20 protein-coding genes are annotated in these 14,980 nt (G+C 63.9%); 11 read left to right on the forward strand and 9 right to left on the reverse strand.

Annotation, left to right across the window (positions count from 1 at the left end):
• The first annotated feature begins 57 nt into the window (after positions 1-57).
• From ACH34T_RS14060 to ACH34T_RS14110, 11 genes are all read left to right on the forward strand, one after another.
• On the forward strand, positions 58-465 hold the full coding sequence (locus ACH34T_RS14060) for a hypothetical protein (RefSeq protein WP_395992523.1): 408 nt from the start codon (positions 58-60) through the stop codon (positions 463-465).
• Between the two features lie 95 nt (positions 466-560).
• Positions 561-977 carry a hypothetical protein gene (locus tag ACH34T_RS14065; protein WP_395992524.1) on the forward strand — a complete coding sequence of 139 codons (417 nt, stop codon included), beginning with the start codon at positions 561-563 and terminating at the stop codon, positions 975-977.
• Entirely contained in the window at positions 974-1,300 is a 327-nt protein-coding gene (locus ACH34T_RS14070) for a hypothetical protein (protein ID WP_395992525.1), read from the forward strand. Before ACH34T_RS14065 ends, ACH34T_RS14070 begins: the two co-directional genes overlap by 4 nt.
• An 83-nt stretch (positions 1,301-1,383) precedes the next feature.
• Positions 1,384-1,656, forward strand: coding sequence for a hypothetical protein (locus ACH34T_RS14075; protein ID WP_395992526.1), 273 nt, complete (start codon positions 1,384-1,386; stop codon positions 1,654-1,656).
• 30 nt (positions 1,657-1,686) lie between these two features.
• Positions 1,687-5,193, forward strand: coding sequence for a phage tail tape measure protein (locus ACH34T_RS14080; RefSeq protein ID WP_395992527.1), 3,507 nt, complete (start codon positions 1,687-1,689; stop codon positions 5,191-5,193).
• Positions 5,190-6,485: a hypothetical protein gene (locus tag ACH34T_RS14085; RefSeq protein ID WP_395992528.1), complete on the forward strand. Its 1,296-nt coding sequence runs from the start codon at positions 5,190-5,192 to the stop codon at positions 6,483-6,485. The genes ACH34T_RS14080 and ACH34T_RS14085 overlap by 4 nt, the downstream gene beginning before the upstream one ends.
• Before the next feature lie 11 nt (positions 6,486-6,496).
• Complete coding sequence (locus ACH34T_RS14090) at positions 6,497-7,120, forward strand: hypothetical protein (protein ID WP_395992529.1); 624 nt, start codon at positions 6,497-6,499, stop codon at positions 7,118-7,120.
• Positions 7,117-8,274 (forward strand): right-handed parallel beta-helix repeat-containing protein, encoded by a 1,158-nt coding sequence (locus ACH34T_RS14095; RefSeq protein ID WP_395992530.1) that lies wholly within the window; start codon positions 7,117-7,119, stop codon positions 8,272-8,274. The genes ACH34T_RS14090 and ACH34T_RS14095 overlap by 4 nt, the downstream gene beginning before the upstream one ends.
• Positions 8,275-8,282: 8 nt before the next feature.
• Positions 8,283-8,600 carry a hypothetical protein gene (locus ACH34T_RS14100; protein WP_395992531.1) on the forward strand — a complete coding sequence of 106 codons (318 nt, stop codon included), beginning with the start codon at positions 8,283-8,285 and terminating at the stop codon, positions 8,598-8,600.
• 538 nt (positions 8,601-9,138) lie between these two features.
• The gene (locus ACH34T_RS14105; RefSeq protein WP_395992532.1) at positions 9,139-9,264 is read left to right on the forward strand and encodes a hypothetical protein; all 126 of its coding nucleotides are present in this window, start codon (positions 9,139-9,141) and stop codon (positions 9,262-9,264) included.
• Positions 9,261-10,040 carry an N-acetylmuramoyl-L-alanine amidase gene (locus ACH34T_RS14110; protein ID WP_395992533.1) on the forward strand — a complete coding sequence of 260 codons (780 nt, stop codon included), beginning with the start codon at positions 9,261-9,263 and terminating at the stop codon, positions 10,038-10,040. The genes ACH34T_RS14105 and ACH34T_RS14110 overlap by 4 nt, the downstream gene beginning before the upstream one ends.
• A 300-nt stretch (positions 10,041-10,340) precedes the next feature.
• Here ACH34T_RS14110 and ACH34T_RS14115 read toward each other — a convergent pair whose 3' ends face one another.
• The 9 genes from ACH34T_RS14115 to ACH34T_RS14155 form a co-directional block, all read right to left on the reverse strand.
• Positions 10,341-10,622: a hypothetical protein gene (locus ACH34T_RS14115; RefSeq protein ID WP_395992534.1), complete on the reverse strand. Its 282-nt coding sequence runs from the start codon at positions 10,620-10,622 to the stop codon at positions 10,341-10,343.
• A 279-nt stretch (positions 10,623-10,901) separates the two neighbouring features.
• Positions 10,902-11,369, reverse strand: a complete 468-nt coding sequence (locus tag ACH34T_RS14120) for a hypothetical protein (RefSeq protein ID WP_395992535.1) — start codon at positions 11,367-11,369, stop codon at positions 10,902-10,904.
• Positions 11,357-12,301 carry an aminoglycoside phosphotransferase family protein gene (locus ACH34T_RS14125; RefSeq protein WP_395992536.1) on the reverse strand — a complete coding sequence of 315 codons (945 nt, stop codon included), beginning with the start codon at positions 12,299-12,301 and terminating at the stop codon, positions 11,357-11,359. The genes ACH34T_RS14120 and ACH34T_RS14125 overlap by 13 nt, the downstream gene beginning before the upstream one ends.
• Positions 12,291-13,028 carry a hypothetical protein gene (locus tag ACH34T_RS14130; RefSeq protein WP_395992537.1) on the reverse strand — a complete coding sequence of 246 codons (738 nt, stop codon included), beginning with the start codon at positions 13,026-13,028 and terminating at the stop codon, positions 12,291-12,293. The genes ACH34T_RS14125 and ACH34T_RS14130 overlap by 11 nt, the downstream gene beginning before the upstream one ends.
• Positions 13,029-13,195: 167 nt before the next feature.
• A complete protein-coding gene (locus tag ACH34T_RS14135) occupies positions 13,196-13,507 on the reverse strand; it encodes a hypothetical protein (RefSeq protein WP_395992538.1) in 312 nt (103 codons plus the stop codon).
• A gap of 3 nt (positions 13,508-13,510) precedes the next feature.
• Positions 13,511-13,759, reverse strand: coding sequence for a hypothetical protein (locus tag ACH34T_RS14140; RefSeq protein ID WP_395992539.1), 249 nt, complete (start codon positions 13,757-13,759; stop codon positions 13,511-13,513).
• A gap of 66 nt (positions 13,760-13,825) precedes the next feature.
• The gene (locus ACH34T_RS14145; protein WP_395992540.1) at positions 13,826-14,155 is read right to left on the reverse strand and encodes a hypothetical protein; all 330 of its coding nucleotides are present in this window, start codon (positions 14,153-14,155) and stop codon (positions 13,826-13,828) included.
• A gap of 32 nt (positions 14,156-14,187) precedes the next feature.
• The gene (locus tag ACH34T_RS14150) at positions 14,188-14,664 is read right to left on the reverse strand and encodes an ATP-binding protein (RefSeq protein ID WP_395992541.1); all 477 of its coding nucleotides are present in this window, start codon (positions 14,662-14,664) and stop codon (positions 14,188-14,190) included.
• The gene (locus ACH34T_RS14155; RefSeq protein ID WP_395992542.1) at positions 14,661-14,870 is read right to left on the reverse strand and encodes a hypothetical protein; all 210 of its coding nucleotides are present in this window, start codon (positions 14,868-14,870) and stop codon (positions 14,661-14,663) included. The genes ACH34T_RS14150 and ACH34T_RS14155 overlap by 4 nt, the downstream gene beginning before the upstream one ends.
• Positions 14,871-14,980 lie beyond the last annotated feature (110 nt).

Below are 14,980 nucleotides of genomic sequence, written 5' to 3' on the forward strand. Positions count from 1 at the left end.
CCCATTTTCTGAAAGTCAGGCCGCCGCGCCGGTGGCCCTTTTCCGCATGGGGGAATGATGGCCACTTTTGTACTCACCGATGCAACGCTTACGGTGAACGCGGTCAATCTGTCGGGGTGGGTCACTAGCGTGACATTGTCCGTCGAGGTCGACGACCAGGAGAGCACGGCCATGGGATCCGGATTCCGGACCAGGTTGGGCGGGCTCAAAGAGTGGTCGCTAGATATCGACTTCAACGCAGACTTTGGCGCGTCCGCCGTCGACGAAACCGTCTATCCGCTACTCGGTACCAATGTGCCTATCACCATTAAGGCGACGTCGGCCGCGACCGGGCCCACGAATCCGATCTACAGCGGAACCGCGCTCGTCTCTGAATACAGCCCCATAGACGGCGGCGTCGGCGACCTGGCGACGACTTCCGTCAGTTGGCCCGGCTCGGGCGTACTCACCCGAGCCACCGCCTAGGCGGCTCCCAGATGGCCCGAGATTCGGCCGACGACCTCCGCGAACTGTCCCGCATGCTGCGTCGCCAAGCGGACGGGAAAGAGCGCCTCCGAGCCATGCGCGCGGAACTCAAGACGGCGGCCGCGCCGATGGTTCCCGCGGTGAGAGGCGCAATCCGCGCGATACCCAACAGCAGCAACGCGCAACGGTCGCGCGCCGGTCGTCGACGCCCAGGAATGCGAACGGCGCTCGCCCGAGCGGTCACGGTGCAAGTCCGGACCGGCGGGCGACGCGCCGGCGTATCACTGTTCATGAATCCGCGCCGCATGGCCGATGGAACAAAGGCACTTCCGGCCTATTTCGAGGCGACGCCGGGCTATACCCGTTTCCGGCATCCCGTATTCGGCACTGACACATGGGTGACGCAAAGACCTCACCCGTATTTCACGCGCACGGTGAACGCCGCCGACAAACGGCTGTTGCGCGCGACCGACGAAATCATTGCGAGGATAAAACGAGAGGTCGAGGGATGAGCAAAGCGACCCCTAGCGCGGCATCGGTCACGTCCCTAGCGGAGGAAGCCGAGCGGCGCGAAACCCGCGTGACGTTCGGAGACGGACCGGACGCGATAACGCTTGTGGTGCCCCGCCGCTGGCAGCGTTTCAAGTTCCTCCGCCGGATCAACTCCGGGGACATCATCGGAGCGCTAGAAAGCGTATTCGGCGTCGAGCAGGTCGAACGGCTCGACGAAATCGACATCGACGAAAAGGAATTCTCCGACGTCCTGGAGACACTCGCCGAGGCCCTCGGGGGAACGTCGGCGGGAAATTCGTCAGCCTCGCCCACATCGCGCTAAACCACAGTGAGGACGTCGAGGCAGACCTAGCGCGACATTATCCGCGCGACGCCGACCAGCTCGGCGCGTTCTACGCCGGGGCGATGACGCTGCGCCGGCTCTGGGTTCTCGTATCGAGACTTCCCCAGGAATCCGCGACGTCCCGAGCGATCCACGGCGAACTAGCCGACTGGTCCCAGGACACATATCTACTCGCCCGCATCGCCAACACGTTGCAATACGCGAACGGGCAACGCGCCGGAAAACGCGTCCCCGAATCGGCGCTCATCCACCCGCCCACCTCGACGGCACCCAGGACCGCGAAAACCAACGGCGGGAAACGACTAACGCAAGCGGAATTCGACGCGCTCTTTTGACGCGCCCAGGAGTAAGGCGGGTGACAGCCGGTGGCCCGCACAATCTCTATCAACCTGAACCTGAACGACAGTCTCCTAGCCCGCGGGTTCCAAAATGCGTCCGGGCACGTCGACGCGTTCAAGCAAAAGCTGGCGGGCCTACAGGGCGTCATGGCGGGCGCCGGGCTCGCCGGCGGCGCAGCGTTCGCCGCCGCCCTGGCAAAAGGACTCGACGCCACCGCCGCCCAGGGCAAGCTACGCGCCCAGCTCGGGCTAACCGCCCAGGAGAGCAAGCGCATTGGAGGCGTCGCCGGAAAGCTGTACGCGGACGCCTACGGCGAAAGCATGGAGGAAGTCAACGCCGCCGTTAAGTCCGTCATCCAGAACATGGACGGAATGCGAACGGCGTCAACCGCCGATCTGCAAAAGACGTCCGAACGGGCCATGACGCTAGCAGCGATCATGGATGAAGAGGTAGGCGGCGTAACACGCGCTGTTGCGCAACTCATGCGGACCCATCTCGCGAAAAACTCGCAAGAGGCGTTCGACCTCATCACAAGATCCACCCAAGCGGGGATCAACAAATCCGAAGACCTCCTAGACACGATCAATGAATATTCGACCCAGTTCCGGGAGGTCGGTCTAAGCGGCCCGAAGGCAATGGGCCTTATCGCCCAGGCGATTCGGGCGGGTGCGCGTGACGCGGACACGGCGGCGGACGCGATCAAGGAATTCGCCATCCGGTCCAAGACCGCCACTGATCCCAACACTATTGCCGGGTTCAAAGCCCTTGGCCTGAACGTCAAGGAAATGACCGCGACGTTTGCGGCGGGCGGACCGGCCGCCGATAAGGCTTTCAGAGTCGTCATTGAACGACTCAAGGCGATGGAAGACCCGGTCAAGCGCAATGAGACCGCGGTCGCGCTATTCGGCACCAAGGCCGAAGACTTGGGAAAGTCGCTTTATGCGCTTGACCCGTCAACCGCGGTGCAAAGCCTCGGCCAATTGCAGGGCGCGACCGACAGCGCAAGCAAGGCAATGGGCGAGACGTCCGCGGCCGAGTTCCAGAAATGGAAGCGCGGCGTAGAAACGGCGGTCGTTTCCACCATCGTCGCCGACGTCCTCCCCGCTCTCGACGCGTTCAGCAACAAACTAAAAACGCTCGGAGTCGAGCCGGGCGACATCGTCAAGGGCGCCCTAGCGCTCGGCGCTCTGGTGGTCGCGCTCAAAGGCGTCACGGTCGCGGCGACCGCGACCAAGACCGTAGTCGGCGGGGTCTCCAAAACGGTCGGGTTCTTTCGCGCCGACCAAGCCACCGGAATATCAAAGTTCGGGTCGGCAATGGATTCGATGCGGCTACGCGCCATGTACGCCGGTGAAGCCGTGAAGCGCGCAGGGGCCGCCACGGCATCGGGCGCGCGAACCGCCGTGACCGCCGCCAGGGCGAATGCTGCGCTAGCCGCGTCCCATGCACGGGCCGGAGCCGCAGCCACGGCACAGGCCGTCAAGACGTCCGCCGTAGGCAATGCCGTACGTCGTGCGGCCGTCGCCACGGCTACGGGCGCGAGAGCCGCAGTAACCGCCGCCGGCTCGAATCTCGCCCTAGCGGCATCCCACCTCAAAGCCGGAGCCGCCGCCACCGCCCAGGCGGCCAAGACCGCCGCGCTAGTGGTCTGGCAAAAGATATCCGCCGCCGCAACAAAAGCTTGGGCGGCCGTCCAATGGATTCTAAATGCGGCGATGACCGCCAATCCGATTGGTATCGTCATTGTTGCGGTGGCGGCGCTCATCGCAATCTTTGTTCTCGCCTATAAAAAGGTCGATTGGTTCCGTGCAGGCGTACAGGCGATTTTCGGGGCACTCAAAACCGGCGTCGTTTTTGCGATCAATTTCGTCCGCGACCATTGGCGGCTGATTCTTCCGATCCTGATCGGCCCGCTTGGAATTGTGATCGCGCTCGTCACTAAATATTGGTCGCAAATTAAGGCGATCTTTAGCGCGGCCGTTTCGTGGGTGCTCAATCAGGTGCGCACGCGTTGGCGGCTACTGATCTCCATTTTCCTCGGACCGCTCGGCCTAGTGATCGCACTTGTGACGAAATATTGGGGCCAGATTAAGTCCCGCACGCTCGAAATGCTCGCATATGTGCGACAAAAGATCGCCGCCGGGCTCGCCGCCGCAAAGAATATTGTTTCCAGCTCCCTTTCTGCAACGCTCGCAGTTTTCACCCGCGGATACAATTTCATAAAGTCCCGGACGACGGAATTCATGAGTTCCGTGAGGTCGCGCGTCCAGTCCGGAATCAGCGCGGTCAAGTCCGCCTTCTCTACCGGCGTCTCTGCCATCCGAACTATTTGGGACCGGCTACGCGACGCGACGCGCCGACCCGTGTCCTTTTTCGTCAACACGGTCTACAACAACGGCATCCGGAAAGTGTGGGGCGGCGTCCGCAAGCTGGTTCCCGCGCTCCCTGATCTGCCGTATGTGAGATTCGCCGCCGGCGGTGTGCTTCCCGGCTATGCGCCCGGACGAGACTCCGTAATGGCGATGCTCTCGCCCGGTGAGGGCATTCTGCGCCCGGAAGCCGTTAAAGCCCTGGGCGAGAACTGGATCAATAGCGTCAACCACAACGCAAAACGCGGCGGTGCCGACGCCGTTACGCGACTGGTCGCCGGTGTCGGTGACCCGTCCGGATTCCCCGGTTTCGCCGACGGCGGCATTGTCGGAATCCTCAAGAGACCCGCCAACTGGGTCAAAAAAGCGGCCGACCCTATCATGACAAAGGGGGTCGACTGGTTCGCAAAGTCCGTCCTTAACCCGATCCTCCGGAAAATCCCCGGCGGAAAATCGCTGTGGGAAAAGGCACTAGCGACCCTGCCCAAGAACCTAATAGACGCGTTCCTGTCGTTCATTAAGAAGACGGTCGCGCCCAACATGAGCGGACGCGGATCACAGGCCGCCGTGAACGCGGCACGCTCACAAATCGGTATCCCGTATAGCTGGGGCGGCGGCGGGCTCGGCGGACCGTCCTACGGCATCGGGCGAGGATCCGGAACCCGCGGCTTCGACTGCTCCTCTCTAATGCAATTCGCATGGGGCAAGGCGTCGGGCGGTAAGGACATCACCCGCACCACGTACACACAACGGAACTTCCTCCGCTCGGTGCCGCGCCCCGTTCCGGGCGCCGTAGGCCAACCGCACGCCGGTCACACCTACATGTATTCGGGCAATGGAAGAATCGTCGAGGCCCAGCAGACCGGCACCCGCATTAGCGAGCATCGTCTTTACCGCGCTACGCCGTGGTGGGGAGTTCCGCCGTGGATCATGGACGGCGGCGGGGCTCTGCCGCCCAACTCGCTTTCGCTGATCCGGAACGCGTCGAGCCGCTCGGAAATGGTTCTCTCCGGGGCCCAGCAGGATCTACTAGCCGGCGGCGGCAACACCTACAACATCACGGTTCAAGTCGCGCCCGGTGGGTCGACTGCGGCGGCGGCGGAACAGGTCGTGACGCTCATCCGTGAGTATGAGCGCCGCAATGGGCGCGGTTGGCGTTCATGACGTCCCTGGACATGCCAACTGTCCGCGTCGAGGTGGCGTTCTCGGCCGGCGCGTCGACGTCGCCCCTGTTGCACCTGGACGACCCTGGGCGCGGTCGCCTCGACACGGGGACGCTCGGAGGCGCAGCCCCCGGCCCGGTGTGGGTCGACGTCACGTCCTGGACGCGCGCTGTATCTATCAAGCGCGGTGCCTCACGAGTAGAGACCCCGATCATTCAGTATGAGGCGGGCACACTAGCGGTCACGCTGGACAACTCCGACCGCCGTTTTGATCCGAGCAACCTCGACGGTCCATACGTCGACCCGATCAACGGCACGACCCAGGTCACCGCCATGCGCGCGATACGCGTCATGGCCACGTGGGCGGACACGACCTATGAACTGTTCCGCGGTTTCGTCGACGCCTGGGACGTCGAGTGGTCGAACCCGTCCTACAGCGAATGCACGGTGACCGCGACGGACGGTTTCAAAGTCCTTTCCGGAATCGACCGGCCCGCCGTCCCGGAGATAGGCGCGGGCGAAACCACCGGCGCCCGTATCGCGCGGATCCTCGATTCCGCGGGATGGCCGTCCAGTGACCGCACCATTGCCGCCGGGGACAGCACCGTACAGGCGACGACGCTAGAGGGTTCCGCGCTGGCCGAAATGCAGAAGACGGCCGATTCAGAGATAGGCGAACTGTATATCGACGCCGGCGGGCGCGTCGTCTTCCGGAACCGTACCGCGCTGATCACCGACCACCGGTCGACCGACCCGCAAGCCGTATTCGGCGACGGCGGCGGCGGCGAATTGCCGTATGAAGACCTATTCATATCGACCGACGACGCGACGTTCTTCAACGCGGTCCGCGTCACCCGTGCGGGCGGCACAGAGCAATCCGTGACGGATTCGGCGTCACAAGCCGTCTACTATCCGCGCACGTTCAAGCCGAGTGAAGACCTGATACTCGTCACCGACGCCGACGCGCTCAATTACGCGCAATGGATCCTGCATGTGTCGCGTGATCCCGAACTGAGATTCGTGGAACTGACGGTGAACCCTCGCAGCGACCCCGCAACGCTGTTCCCGCATTCCCTCGGACGCGGACTAGGCGACCGCATCACCGTCATTCGTCGTCCGCCCGGCGGCGGCACCATCACCCGCGACCAGTTCATACGCGGTATCGCGCACGAGTTCTCGCCCAAATATTGGCGCACCAAGTGGACTCTACAGAGCGCCGAGAAATTCGGGTCGTTCTTCACCCTGGACCATGCGGAACTAGGGCGACTCGACAGTAACGCGCTCGCTTATTAGAAGGGGGCCCCGTGGGGAGCGGATATCACTCGTTTGCCGTCGGTGAAGTTCTGACCGCGGCAAACGTCATGAATTACCTGATGACGCAAACGGTGATGTCGTTTGCAAGCGCGGCGGCGGCGGAAGCCGCGATCACGTCGCCGCAAGAGGGCATGGTCATTTACGTTCAGGACGTCGATATCTATCGCGCGTACACCGGTACGGAATGGCGCGACCTCATCGGGTTGGGCGAATGGCGCACGTATACACCGGCCTGGACGAGCAGCGGAACCCAGCCGTCCCTAGGGAACGGCGCAAGATTCGGCCGCTATATCCGGCACGGACAAACGGTCACCTTCGCCGCCGAGATAATCATGGGCTCAACCACCGCCTTCGGGAACGGCAATTACAGTCTCTCTCTTCCCGTCAATGCGCGCACCGCCAACCCGACGCAATACCTCATGACGCGCGTCGGTGACGCCAGCTCGGGCCAGGCTTACGCCGGACAGACCGGCGCGCTTTTGCAGACCACGGTCCCTCTACAAGTTCAGGGCGCCGCAGATTTGGACGGTGTGACCAACACAGTCCCGATCACTCTCGCATCTGGCGACACGATTAGAACATTCGGAACGTATGAAGCGGAGTTGCCAGCGTGAATGACGTAACGACTTTCGGGGCCATTGGTGACGGTATCGCCGACGACGCGCCCGCGATACAGAGCGCGCTAGACGCCGGTGGATGGGTGTACGTGCCCGCCGGGACCTATCGGCTAGAGAGCATGCTGCGCATCGGCGCGCGAACTCGTCTCACGCTTGCGCCCGGCGCGCACCTGGTCCGCGCGCACGATGACGTGATAGTGACCAACACTCCGGCGGGCGGGACTGTCGAGGGCGGATACAGCGGCGCGCCCGGCGGGCTGGTCGTCGAGGGCGGCATATGGGACGTGCGCGCTATGGAGCGCCCGACCTACTCGGGAGCTATCGCGATAGCGCACGCGTCGGATGTGCTGATTCGTGACGTCACCGTGTGGGATGTTCCCGGATGGCATGCCATCGAAATCAACGCATGCCAGAACGTCAAGATTCGTGACTGCGCGTTCGCCGGTTTCTGGCACTCGGGCGACCGCGCATACAGCGAAGCAATCCAACTCGACGCCATGACCAGCACGGGCGTTTACCCGTGGGGCGGACCCTATGACGGAACCGCGTGCGATGACGTTTCCATTACCGGATGCCGATTCGGAGCGTCGGGAACCACGGGCACCCAGGCATGGCCGCGTGCGGTCGGGTCGCATAACCTGGCCGGTCCCCGACAGACGAACATTCGCGTTGCCGGCAACATCATCGATTCCGTCACCGACTGCGGTATTCAGGCGGTGGAATGGGAACGCGCGCTTATCGCCGGTAACCAGGTGTGGCGGTCTGAGGGTGAGGGAATCGCGGTCTGTCAGGGAAGCATGTATGTAGACGTCCATGACAACCAGATCTTTGATTCCGGGCGCTCGGGAATCTGGCTTAACGATGACGTGACCCAGGTCGGTATCCGCGGGAACACCATCATTGGGTCAGGACGTGCGGCGAACAATACGCACTACGGTATTCGCGGAAGTTCCACCGTCTCATGGGTCATCATCGCCGGTAACAAGGTTCGCCGCCGCTCGTCCGGTAACCACGCCGCCTATGGTCTGTCGCTCACGTCGACCGTTTCCAAGGTGGTGCGGTACGGAAACGACTTCCGAACCTCGGGTGTCTCCGGATCCGTGGACGACCTCTCGACGAGCCCGGTTGTTTCAGCGGTCGACGCCGTCTAGCGGCGAGTGTGATTCCGATTGAGCCGAGCAACTGGGAACTTAAAAGCGTCATTGAACGGAATTACGCGGAGACGCGTGAAGACATTATTGACCTAAAGACACAGGTCGCCCGCGATTCCGCGACGTACGCCGCGCAGCTTGAACGGTACGTGTTGACCGCCGTCTATGAGGCACAGCGCGCGGCGATGCTGGAACGCATCGCCCGGCTAGAGAATCAGGCCGAATCGTCGCGCGCCGCGATACGGGGGGCCATGTACGCCGCCGCCGCATCGGTCGTCGCGAGTCTCATTGTCGCCGTTGTCACGACAGTTCTGAGGACGTCATGAGTCGTCGCCCTCGACTGCGCGAACTACTCGTCATCGTCGGGGTGTTCTTGCTCGTCCTCGGCGGCGCGTGGATCGCCGGAACGCTCACCGAGCTACGGCGCGACCGGACGCGCCTAGAGACGTCGGTTCAGACACTCGCCGACCAGGTCCGCCGGCTGGGCGGGGTGCCCGAGGTTCCGACCCCCGAACCGGGCGCGTCCGGACGTCCGGGCGAACCGGGCACGTCCGGCGCACCAGGCCCCGCGGGCTCCCCAGGCCGCCCAGGACAGCCCGGCGCGTCCGGACCCACAGGCCAGCCGGGGCCGCGCGGCTCGACAGGCCCCAGCGGCGCGCCCGGAGCGTCCGGAGCGCCGGGCGCGTCCGGACAACCCGGCGAACCAGGACCCGCCGGCCCGACCGGACCACAAGGACCCACCGGGCCGACCGGCCCGCCCGGTCCCGCATGTCCGGCCGGCTATGAGGCGCGACAGATCACGGTGCTCACCCCCACCGGTCCGCAAGACACAACCGCATGTGTGAAAAGGGAGTGACATTGCCAATGCGCGAACCCGAAGACCTCGACGAACCCGAGGACGCCGGTTGCAGCGATGACACGCTACGTGAATCGCTCACCGACGGACCGGACGAGGAACCGGAATTCGAAACGATTGACGTTGGCCCGTGAAACTCGTCAAGCGGGCATCATGGGGCGCGCGATACGGTCGCGGAAATACGAACATCACCCCGTCCCGCGGAGGCGTCGCCGTCCACTATGAGGGCGGCGGGAAACTGACCGGGAACTCACATTCGACATGCGCCGGCCGTGTCCGCGCCATCGAACGTTTCCACGTACAGACAAACGGATGGTCCGGAATCGCCTACAGCTATCTTGTATGCGAGCACGGATATGTTTTCGAGGGGCGCGGGCTCGGGTACCGCACTGCGGCGAACGGCACCACCGCGTCAAACCAGAACTATTACGCCGTCTGCGCGCTCATCGGCGACAGAGACCCGGCCGCCGACGCCATTAAGTCCGGGGTGCGCGACGCAATCGACTACATGCGTTCCCGCGGGGCGGGCTCGGCGCTCAAAGGGCACCGCCAATTCCTGCCGACCAGTTGCCCCGGATCAGCGCTATACGCCTGGGTGCGGAAAGGCGCTCCGCGGCCAGGTCGCGGAACCACGCCCCCCGACCCGCCGAGCCGACCCGGCCCGGCGCCCGGCGATGACTGGACGGAGCGAATCATCATGTCTCTATCGACTGTCCGGCGCGGGTCGACCGGTCGGGCTGTGCGCGTCCTGCAAGGTGTGCTGTGCGCTATGGGTCCGGATATCGCGATTGACGGTGATTTCGGTCCGTCGACCGAGCGGCGGGTTCGCGAGGAACAGGCGCAATATCAGATATCGGTCGACGGTATCGCGGGACCGGTGACATGGCGCGTCCTGCTCACCGGGAAGTGATGGCAATGAATAATCGTGTAGAGAGCAAGGTAACCGCGGCGACGCTCGGAACCGTGCTGTCCGGACTGGTCGTCATGCTTCTGGGTGAGCACGTGTTCAGCGATGACGTTCCGCAAGCGGTGATCGATCTCGTCTATGTGGTGGTTCCGGGAGTCGTCGCGTTCACTGCTGGATACCTAGCGCGACACACTGACCGGACGTCCGGTCCAGCGTCGTGACCGGTTCCGCTTAGCACTGCAAAAAGAGAGAACCCGTCTTCCCGGTTTCGGGAAGACGGGTTCTCTTTTTGTGTGTCGAGGTTCAGTCGGTGATGACGCGCTTAACGTGCTCGTCGTTTGGGAGCGGACGCGGTGTGAACCAACCGTGCGTAGCGTGGAGGACGGTTCCGAACGGGAATCGACGGACCTGCGAGAGCGTGAACGGGAACGGGAACGTCACGTTTCCAAGCTCGGTGATGACGTCGTTGTCGTTCAAGTCCGCGACGGTTACGGATTCGGTCCGGGAAACGTCGATCTTGCTTGCGCTCTCTTTGATCGCTGCGGCTTGTGCGCGCATGCGGTCCACGGGGTGCATGTCGGTCATTGTGCGTCCTTCCCTTTGGGGTGTAACTACACCCTAGGCGGTGATGCACGCTGAACGGCTGTCCGGCTTAAGACGTGGTCGAACTGTGGTCATTGTCGACAACGACCGGACAGCGACTCGCGACACGCGCTCTCGACGTCGACGCGACACGTCCTCGACGTCGCGCAGCGACCGGACGTCGAGGACGACCGGTCGACGTCCCGTCGACGCGCACAGCTCCAAGCAGCGAACGGCCCGCGCATCCCCCCCAAGAGATGCGCGGGCCGTGTCTGTGTCGCGTTAGCCGCGTCGGGCTTCGTGCTCATGAGTGAGCACCGCGGTAACCTCGGTGATCTGCTCTTGCGGGAAGTGCACTTGCGCCAGCGGCGACGGCGAAACCTTGCCCTCGTCCGCCAAGAGATAGACGTAGCACTCCCACGCGCCCGGCATCGTCCACCGGTTAAGCCGGTCCTGAAACTCCGGATACCTCGCCAGAACGGTAAGCAGCCCGCACGCGTCGACGGTCGGCATCTTGAGCCACGCTTGCCCCGCGTAGAACAGGGCGTGTCGGTCGCGCCCGCCGTATTTGACGTCCGATTCGCCGCCCCAGAGAACGGACTCGCCGAGGTTCTGACAGCAGCCGGCCGTGTCGAGGCCGAGTGCCCAGAGCGCCCGGACGAGCGGGATCATCTCTAGGTCTATCTGGACCCGTTCGTTCTGCGGTGTGACGAGCGGCTCGGACTCGTGCTGATTGTCTACCCGAGACATTCGAGAGCCTCCCCGAGATGTCGCCGAACCGCCTTTTGCACGGTGGCGTCATTCGCCGGATCCGGTATCCAGAAAAGGCACTGTTGCATGTACCATTCACTGATCCATACGCGATGCCATCCACCGGCCCATATCTGCGGCGGGAGACCGTCGCGTTTCGCCATTGCTTCGGGATGTCCCCCTTCCTCGACATAGCGGACGATCATGTCCGCTATCGCGTTGGTGTTGAGCGGTTTCGGTGTGTCCTCCCACGATGCGAGGTCGAGCAGGCCCGGACCGACGAATGCCCGCGCCCAATCCAGGACGTACAGCCCCGCCGGACCGTCGTGCAGTGACGTCGGATGAAATTCGGAATGGCACAGCCCGAACGGCGGGGTTGTCGCGCCGCGCGAACGGTAATGACCGATATCCCCCAGAGTGAAAAGCGCCTGCCGGATATCTTCGGTGTCGGTCCATCGGCCGGCGCGTTGCAGCGCCGCCCAGGACGCTAGGGCGTCGACTGGCAGACTGGCGAGTCGTGGCCGTGACAGGCGGGGCAGGTTCCGGGGAGGCATGCACTCGTGGATGCGGACGGCTGCGCGTGCGCCCCTCGTTAGCGACGGGTCGTCTTCGGGGTGCTCGCCCAAGTCCTGCAACAGCATGGCGAGACGTCCGTCTGACAGGATGCGCGACGCGTGCACGCGCGGCACGGGCACGTGATCCGCGACGTGCCGCAGGGTGGACGCCTCACGGGCGAACGGCGATGCGGCGGATTTCAGGATGACGGTTTGCTCGTCCTCCAGATGGACGCGTTCCACCGACGACATGGCCCATACGTGAATCGGTTCCCGCCTGATGGCCGGCGGGAAGTCGTGGGCAATGAGCATTTCGTTCAGGACGGGGAAGGGGGCGGACACCGCGCCCGCCCCCTCCAGTCCGGACTTACCGGGCACAGGACTCCACTCGGCTGATCCAGTCGTCGCCGAAGTCCCGGAGTTCCCGCCGGAATTCGGTCATGTCGACGCCGAACGGGACGATAGCGCCGCCGCGCATGTCCGCCGACGATTGGCATCCGTGCACCAGCTTGCCACCCAGGGCGGCGTTAGCCTTGACCGCCTCGACGCGTCGACTCTCATCGAACCACGTCCCGTGGTACAGCTCATCCACTAGCCGCGCCTCGGGCTCGTCGAGACCGTAGACGACCTTGCACGCGACGGGGAACATCCAGGCCGGCCCGACGTTGCTGATACGCCCCGACAGTTCGACCCGGTTAAGGGCCATGAGCGTCGACGTTTCGCGCAGCATGCGCGCGTGCACCGGCTTGACGCCGAGAGCGGCCATTCCGGGCTCGGCGGTGATCTCGTCGCGGAACATCCACGCGTTGACCTGCCACGCGACGCCCAGCACGGTCGCCGCATCGTCGGTCGTGCGTCCGTAGGTCTGGACAAAGTCCAGGGCCTTTTGCTCGATAGCTTCCGTGGGCGTCTCCCGGACGTCGAGGAGACCGGCCTTCACGTGCTCCCAGTCGCAGACGATCCACGACGGGTTCTCGTACCGGAAGAAATACGCGTCGGGGTGGATCGTGAGGTTGTTCCCCTCGACGGCGACGCCGTCAATTCGGTTCCACCCGGAGTGGAACTCTTCGGGGAAAACCACCCGAATAGGGGCGGTCTGGTTCATGACTCTCCCTTGCACCGTGCCCTTATGGGCGACTAACTCTCTTTCTCGGGCTTGGACGGCGGTTGCGGGGACGTGCACGCCGGGCAACCATTACCCCCCGGCGAACACGTGCACATCAGGATTCCGTCCAATCGTTCTCCCTTCTTTTCTTCGGGCGTAGCCGACTGCTATCGCCCCATAATTGGGAAGGTCCGGTTTTCCTGAACGGTGATGTCGGTCTGAATTGCCAGTGCCGCACCGTGCGGGTCGTCGACCGGATGGAATGCCCTGTAGCCCCACCAAAAGCAGTCGTCTTTCACCACCGCCATGACGCCCCTAAGCGGTGTCCGGGCAATGGGGCATCGCCGCACGAAGACCCGCAACGCGTCGCGGTCGTCCTCGCCCGGGATCGATGACGGCACCCGTAGCGCTTCGTGCGACACGTCGAGACGGTCTAGTTCCGTCGTGAGGCTCTCAAGGTGGGATAGGTCGTCGGCCATGTGTCATACCTCCGCCGGCGGATCGTCGAACCGGTTGAGGATGGACTGCGCCTCGATGAAATCGCGGATACGCTGCGCGGCGCCGGAAACGTCATCCAGGGGATGCCGATTAAACGCACCCCAGCGGAAAACCGGCTTGTCGTCGCGAGCGTGCACGAACACACCGTTACCGGGGTTTCCCCATTTGTTGGTCTCCGTATAGGCGGTGAAGTATTCGTAATCGCCTTCACTGTCTGCGGTTTTCACGCCCATAATTTCGAGCGTGTCTCGGAGCGCTAGGAACGTTCGGCGGCCGTCATCCATTGAGCGGGGGGCTTTCTAACGAGTAGGGGCGGGACGTTGCGGAGGCAGAAACCCGTGAGCCTCCAAAAGAAATTCGATCTCGTGCACGTCGCGGGGGGTGAGGTCGTCGACCAGTTCGAGCTGGTTTATCGCGCGCAACTTCATCACGTCCCCGATTTCCAGCGCCGCGCCGTAGGTGTCCATGAGCGGCGTAAGCGCGTCGAGGGACAGCCCGAGACAGACCGCTAGACATCGGTCAGTGCGCGGCGCCCGGAACCGACCGTGCAACAGGTCGACCAGTGCGCGGGCGTCCGGCGGCGCAGCGTCGAGGATCTCGCCGTGTATCTCGCCGGCGAGATCAGGCAACGCAGCCGTAAGGATGGGCGAGACGGAACGTGTCACGGCGCGTCCGGTTGCTCGTCGGGGATTTCGAACCACACAACGTGTCCGGATCCGTCAGGGTCTTTCCCGTATCCCCACGCTGTCGCGTATTCGGCGACGATTCGCAGCCCACGCCCCTTCTGGGCGAATCCGTTCGGATTATCGGGGAGCATGCGGGGCGCGCCCTTTTGGGAGTTGCCGCCGTCGATGATCTCGACGCGAATAGCGGACGGTCGCGCCGCACTGGAGGGACAGCGAACGACTATCACTCCGAATTCAGAACCGGCGTCGCCATGCCGCACAGCGTTCGTCGCGCATTCGGACGTGCAGATCTGTAGCGCGTCGCGGGCCTGGCCCTTCGGGTCAAGTCCGGGCAGGACCTCGCCGGCGATCCAGTGGCGGGCACGGGTGACCTCCGAGACGTCGCGCTGGAACGTCTCGACGCCCAGGACGTTCGCGGTACCGGGGCTGATCGTTCGGGGTTTGAGGTTCACGGCCGCCGTCCCGGGGCGTACTTGACGTGGATCTCCCCCATGCGCTTGAAGAGTTCCTCGGGCGTCTCCGCCTCGACGACTCCTCCGAACCGCGGGTACGGCGGGCGCGGCGTGCCCCAGTAGTGCTCGGTCGCGTGCCCGTACCAGCACACCCAGCGGCCGCGCGTCTGGGCCTGGACCTGCAGGGCGGTTGTGTCCTCGGGCACTCTGTGCAGTTGAACGCTGTTACTCGACGGGGAGTCGGGTAGGTTGCGCACGGGTCGGAACCTCATTTCCGATCAAGGTCCCGCATCCGGTGTTGACGTCACCGGGGCGG

This window comes from Actinomadura sp. 9N215 (assembly GCF_044326345.1).
Classification (GTDB): Bacteria; Actinomycetota; Actinomycetes; order Streptosporangiales; family Streptosporangiaceae; genus Spirillospora.

What these genes read in the sequence shown, in the direction of transcription:
- ACH34T_RS14060 (WP_395992523.1), top strand. Translation starts at nt 58, where the DNA reads ATGGCCACTTTTGTACTCACCGATGCAACGCTTACGGTGAACGCGGTC.
- ACH34T_RS14065 (WP_395992524.1), top strand. Translation starts at nt 561, where the DNA reads ATGCGCGCGGAACTCAAGACGGCGGCCGCGCCGATGGTTCCCGCGGTG.
- ACH34T_RS14070 (WP_395992525.1), top strand. Translation starts at nt 974, where the DNA reads ATGAGCAAAGCGACCCCTAGCGCGGCATCGGTCACGTCCCTAGCGGAG.
- ACH34T_RS14075 (WP_395992526.1), top strand. Translation starts at nt 1,384, where the DNA reads ATGACGCTGCGCCGGCTCTGGGTTCTCGTATCGAGACTTCCCCAGGAA.
- ACH34T_RS14085 (WP_395992528.1), top strand. Translation starts at nt 5,190, where the DNA reads ATGACGTCCCTGGACATGCCAACTGTCCGCGTCGAGGTGGCGTTCTCG.
- ACH34T_RS14105 (WP_395992532.1), top strand. Translation starts at nt 9,139, where the DNA reads ATGCGCGAACCCGAAGACCTCGACGAACCCGAGGACGCCGGTTGCAGC.
- ACH34T_RS14115 (WP_395992534.1), bottom strand. Translation starts at nt 10,622, where the DNA reads ATGACCGACATGCACCCCGTGGACCGCATGCGCGCACAAGCCGCAGCG.
- ACH34T_RS14120 (WP_395992535.1), bottom strand. Translation starts at nt 11,369, where the DNA reads ATGTCTCGGGTAGACAATCAGCACGAGTCCGAGCCGCTCGTCACACCG.
- ACH34T_RS14130 (WP_395992537.1), bottom strand. Translation starts at nt 13,028, where the DNA reads ATGAACCAGACCGCCCCTATTCGGGTGGTTTTCCCCGAAGAGTTCCAC.
- ACH34T_RS14135 (WP_395992538.1), bottom strand. Translation starts at nt 13,507, where the DNA reads ATGGCCGACGACCTATCCCACCTTGAGAGCCTCACGACGGAACTAGAC.
- ACH34T_RS14140 (WP_395992539.1), bottom strand. Translation starts at nt 13,759, where the DNA reads ATGGGCGTGAAAACCGCAGACAGTGAAGGCGATTACGAATACTTCACC.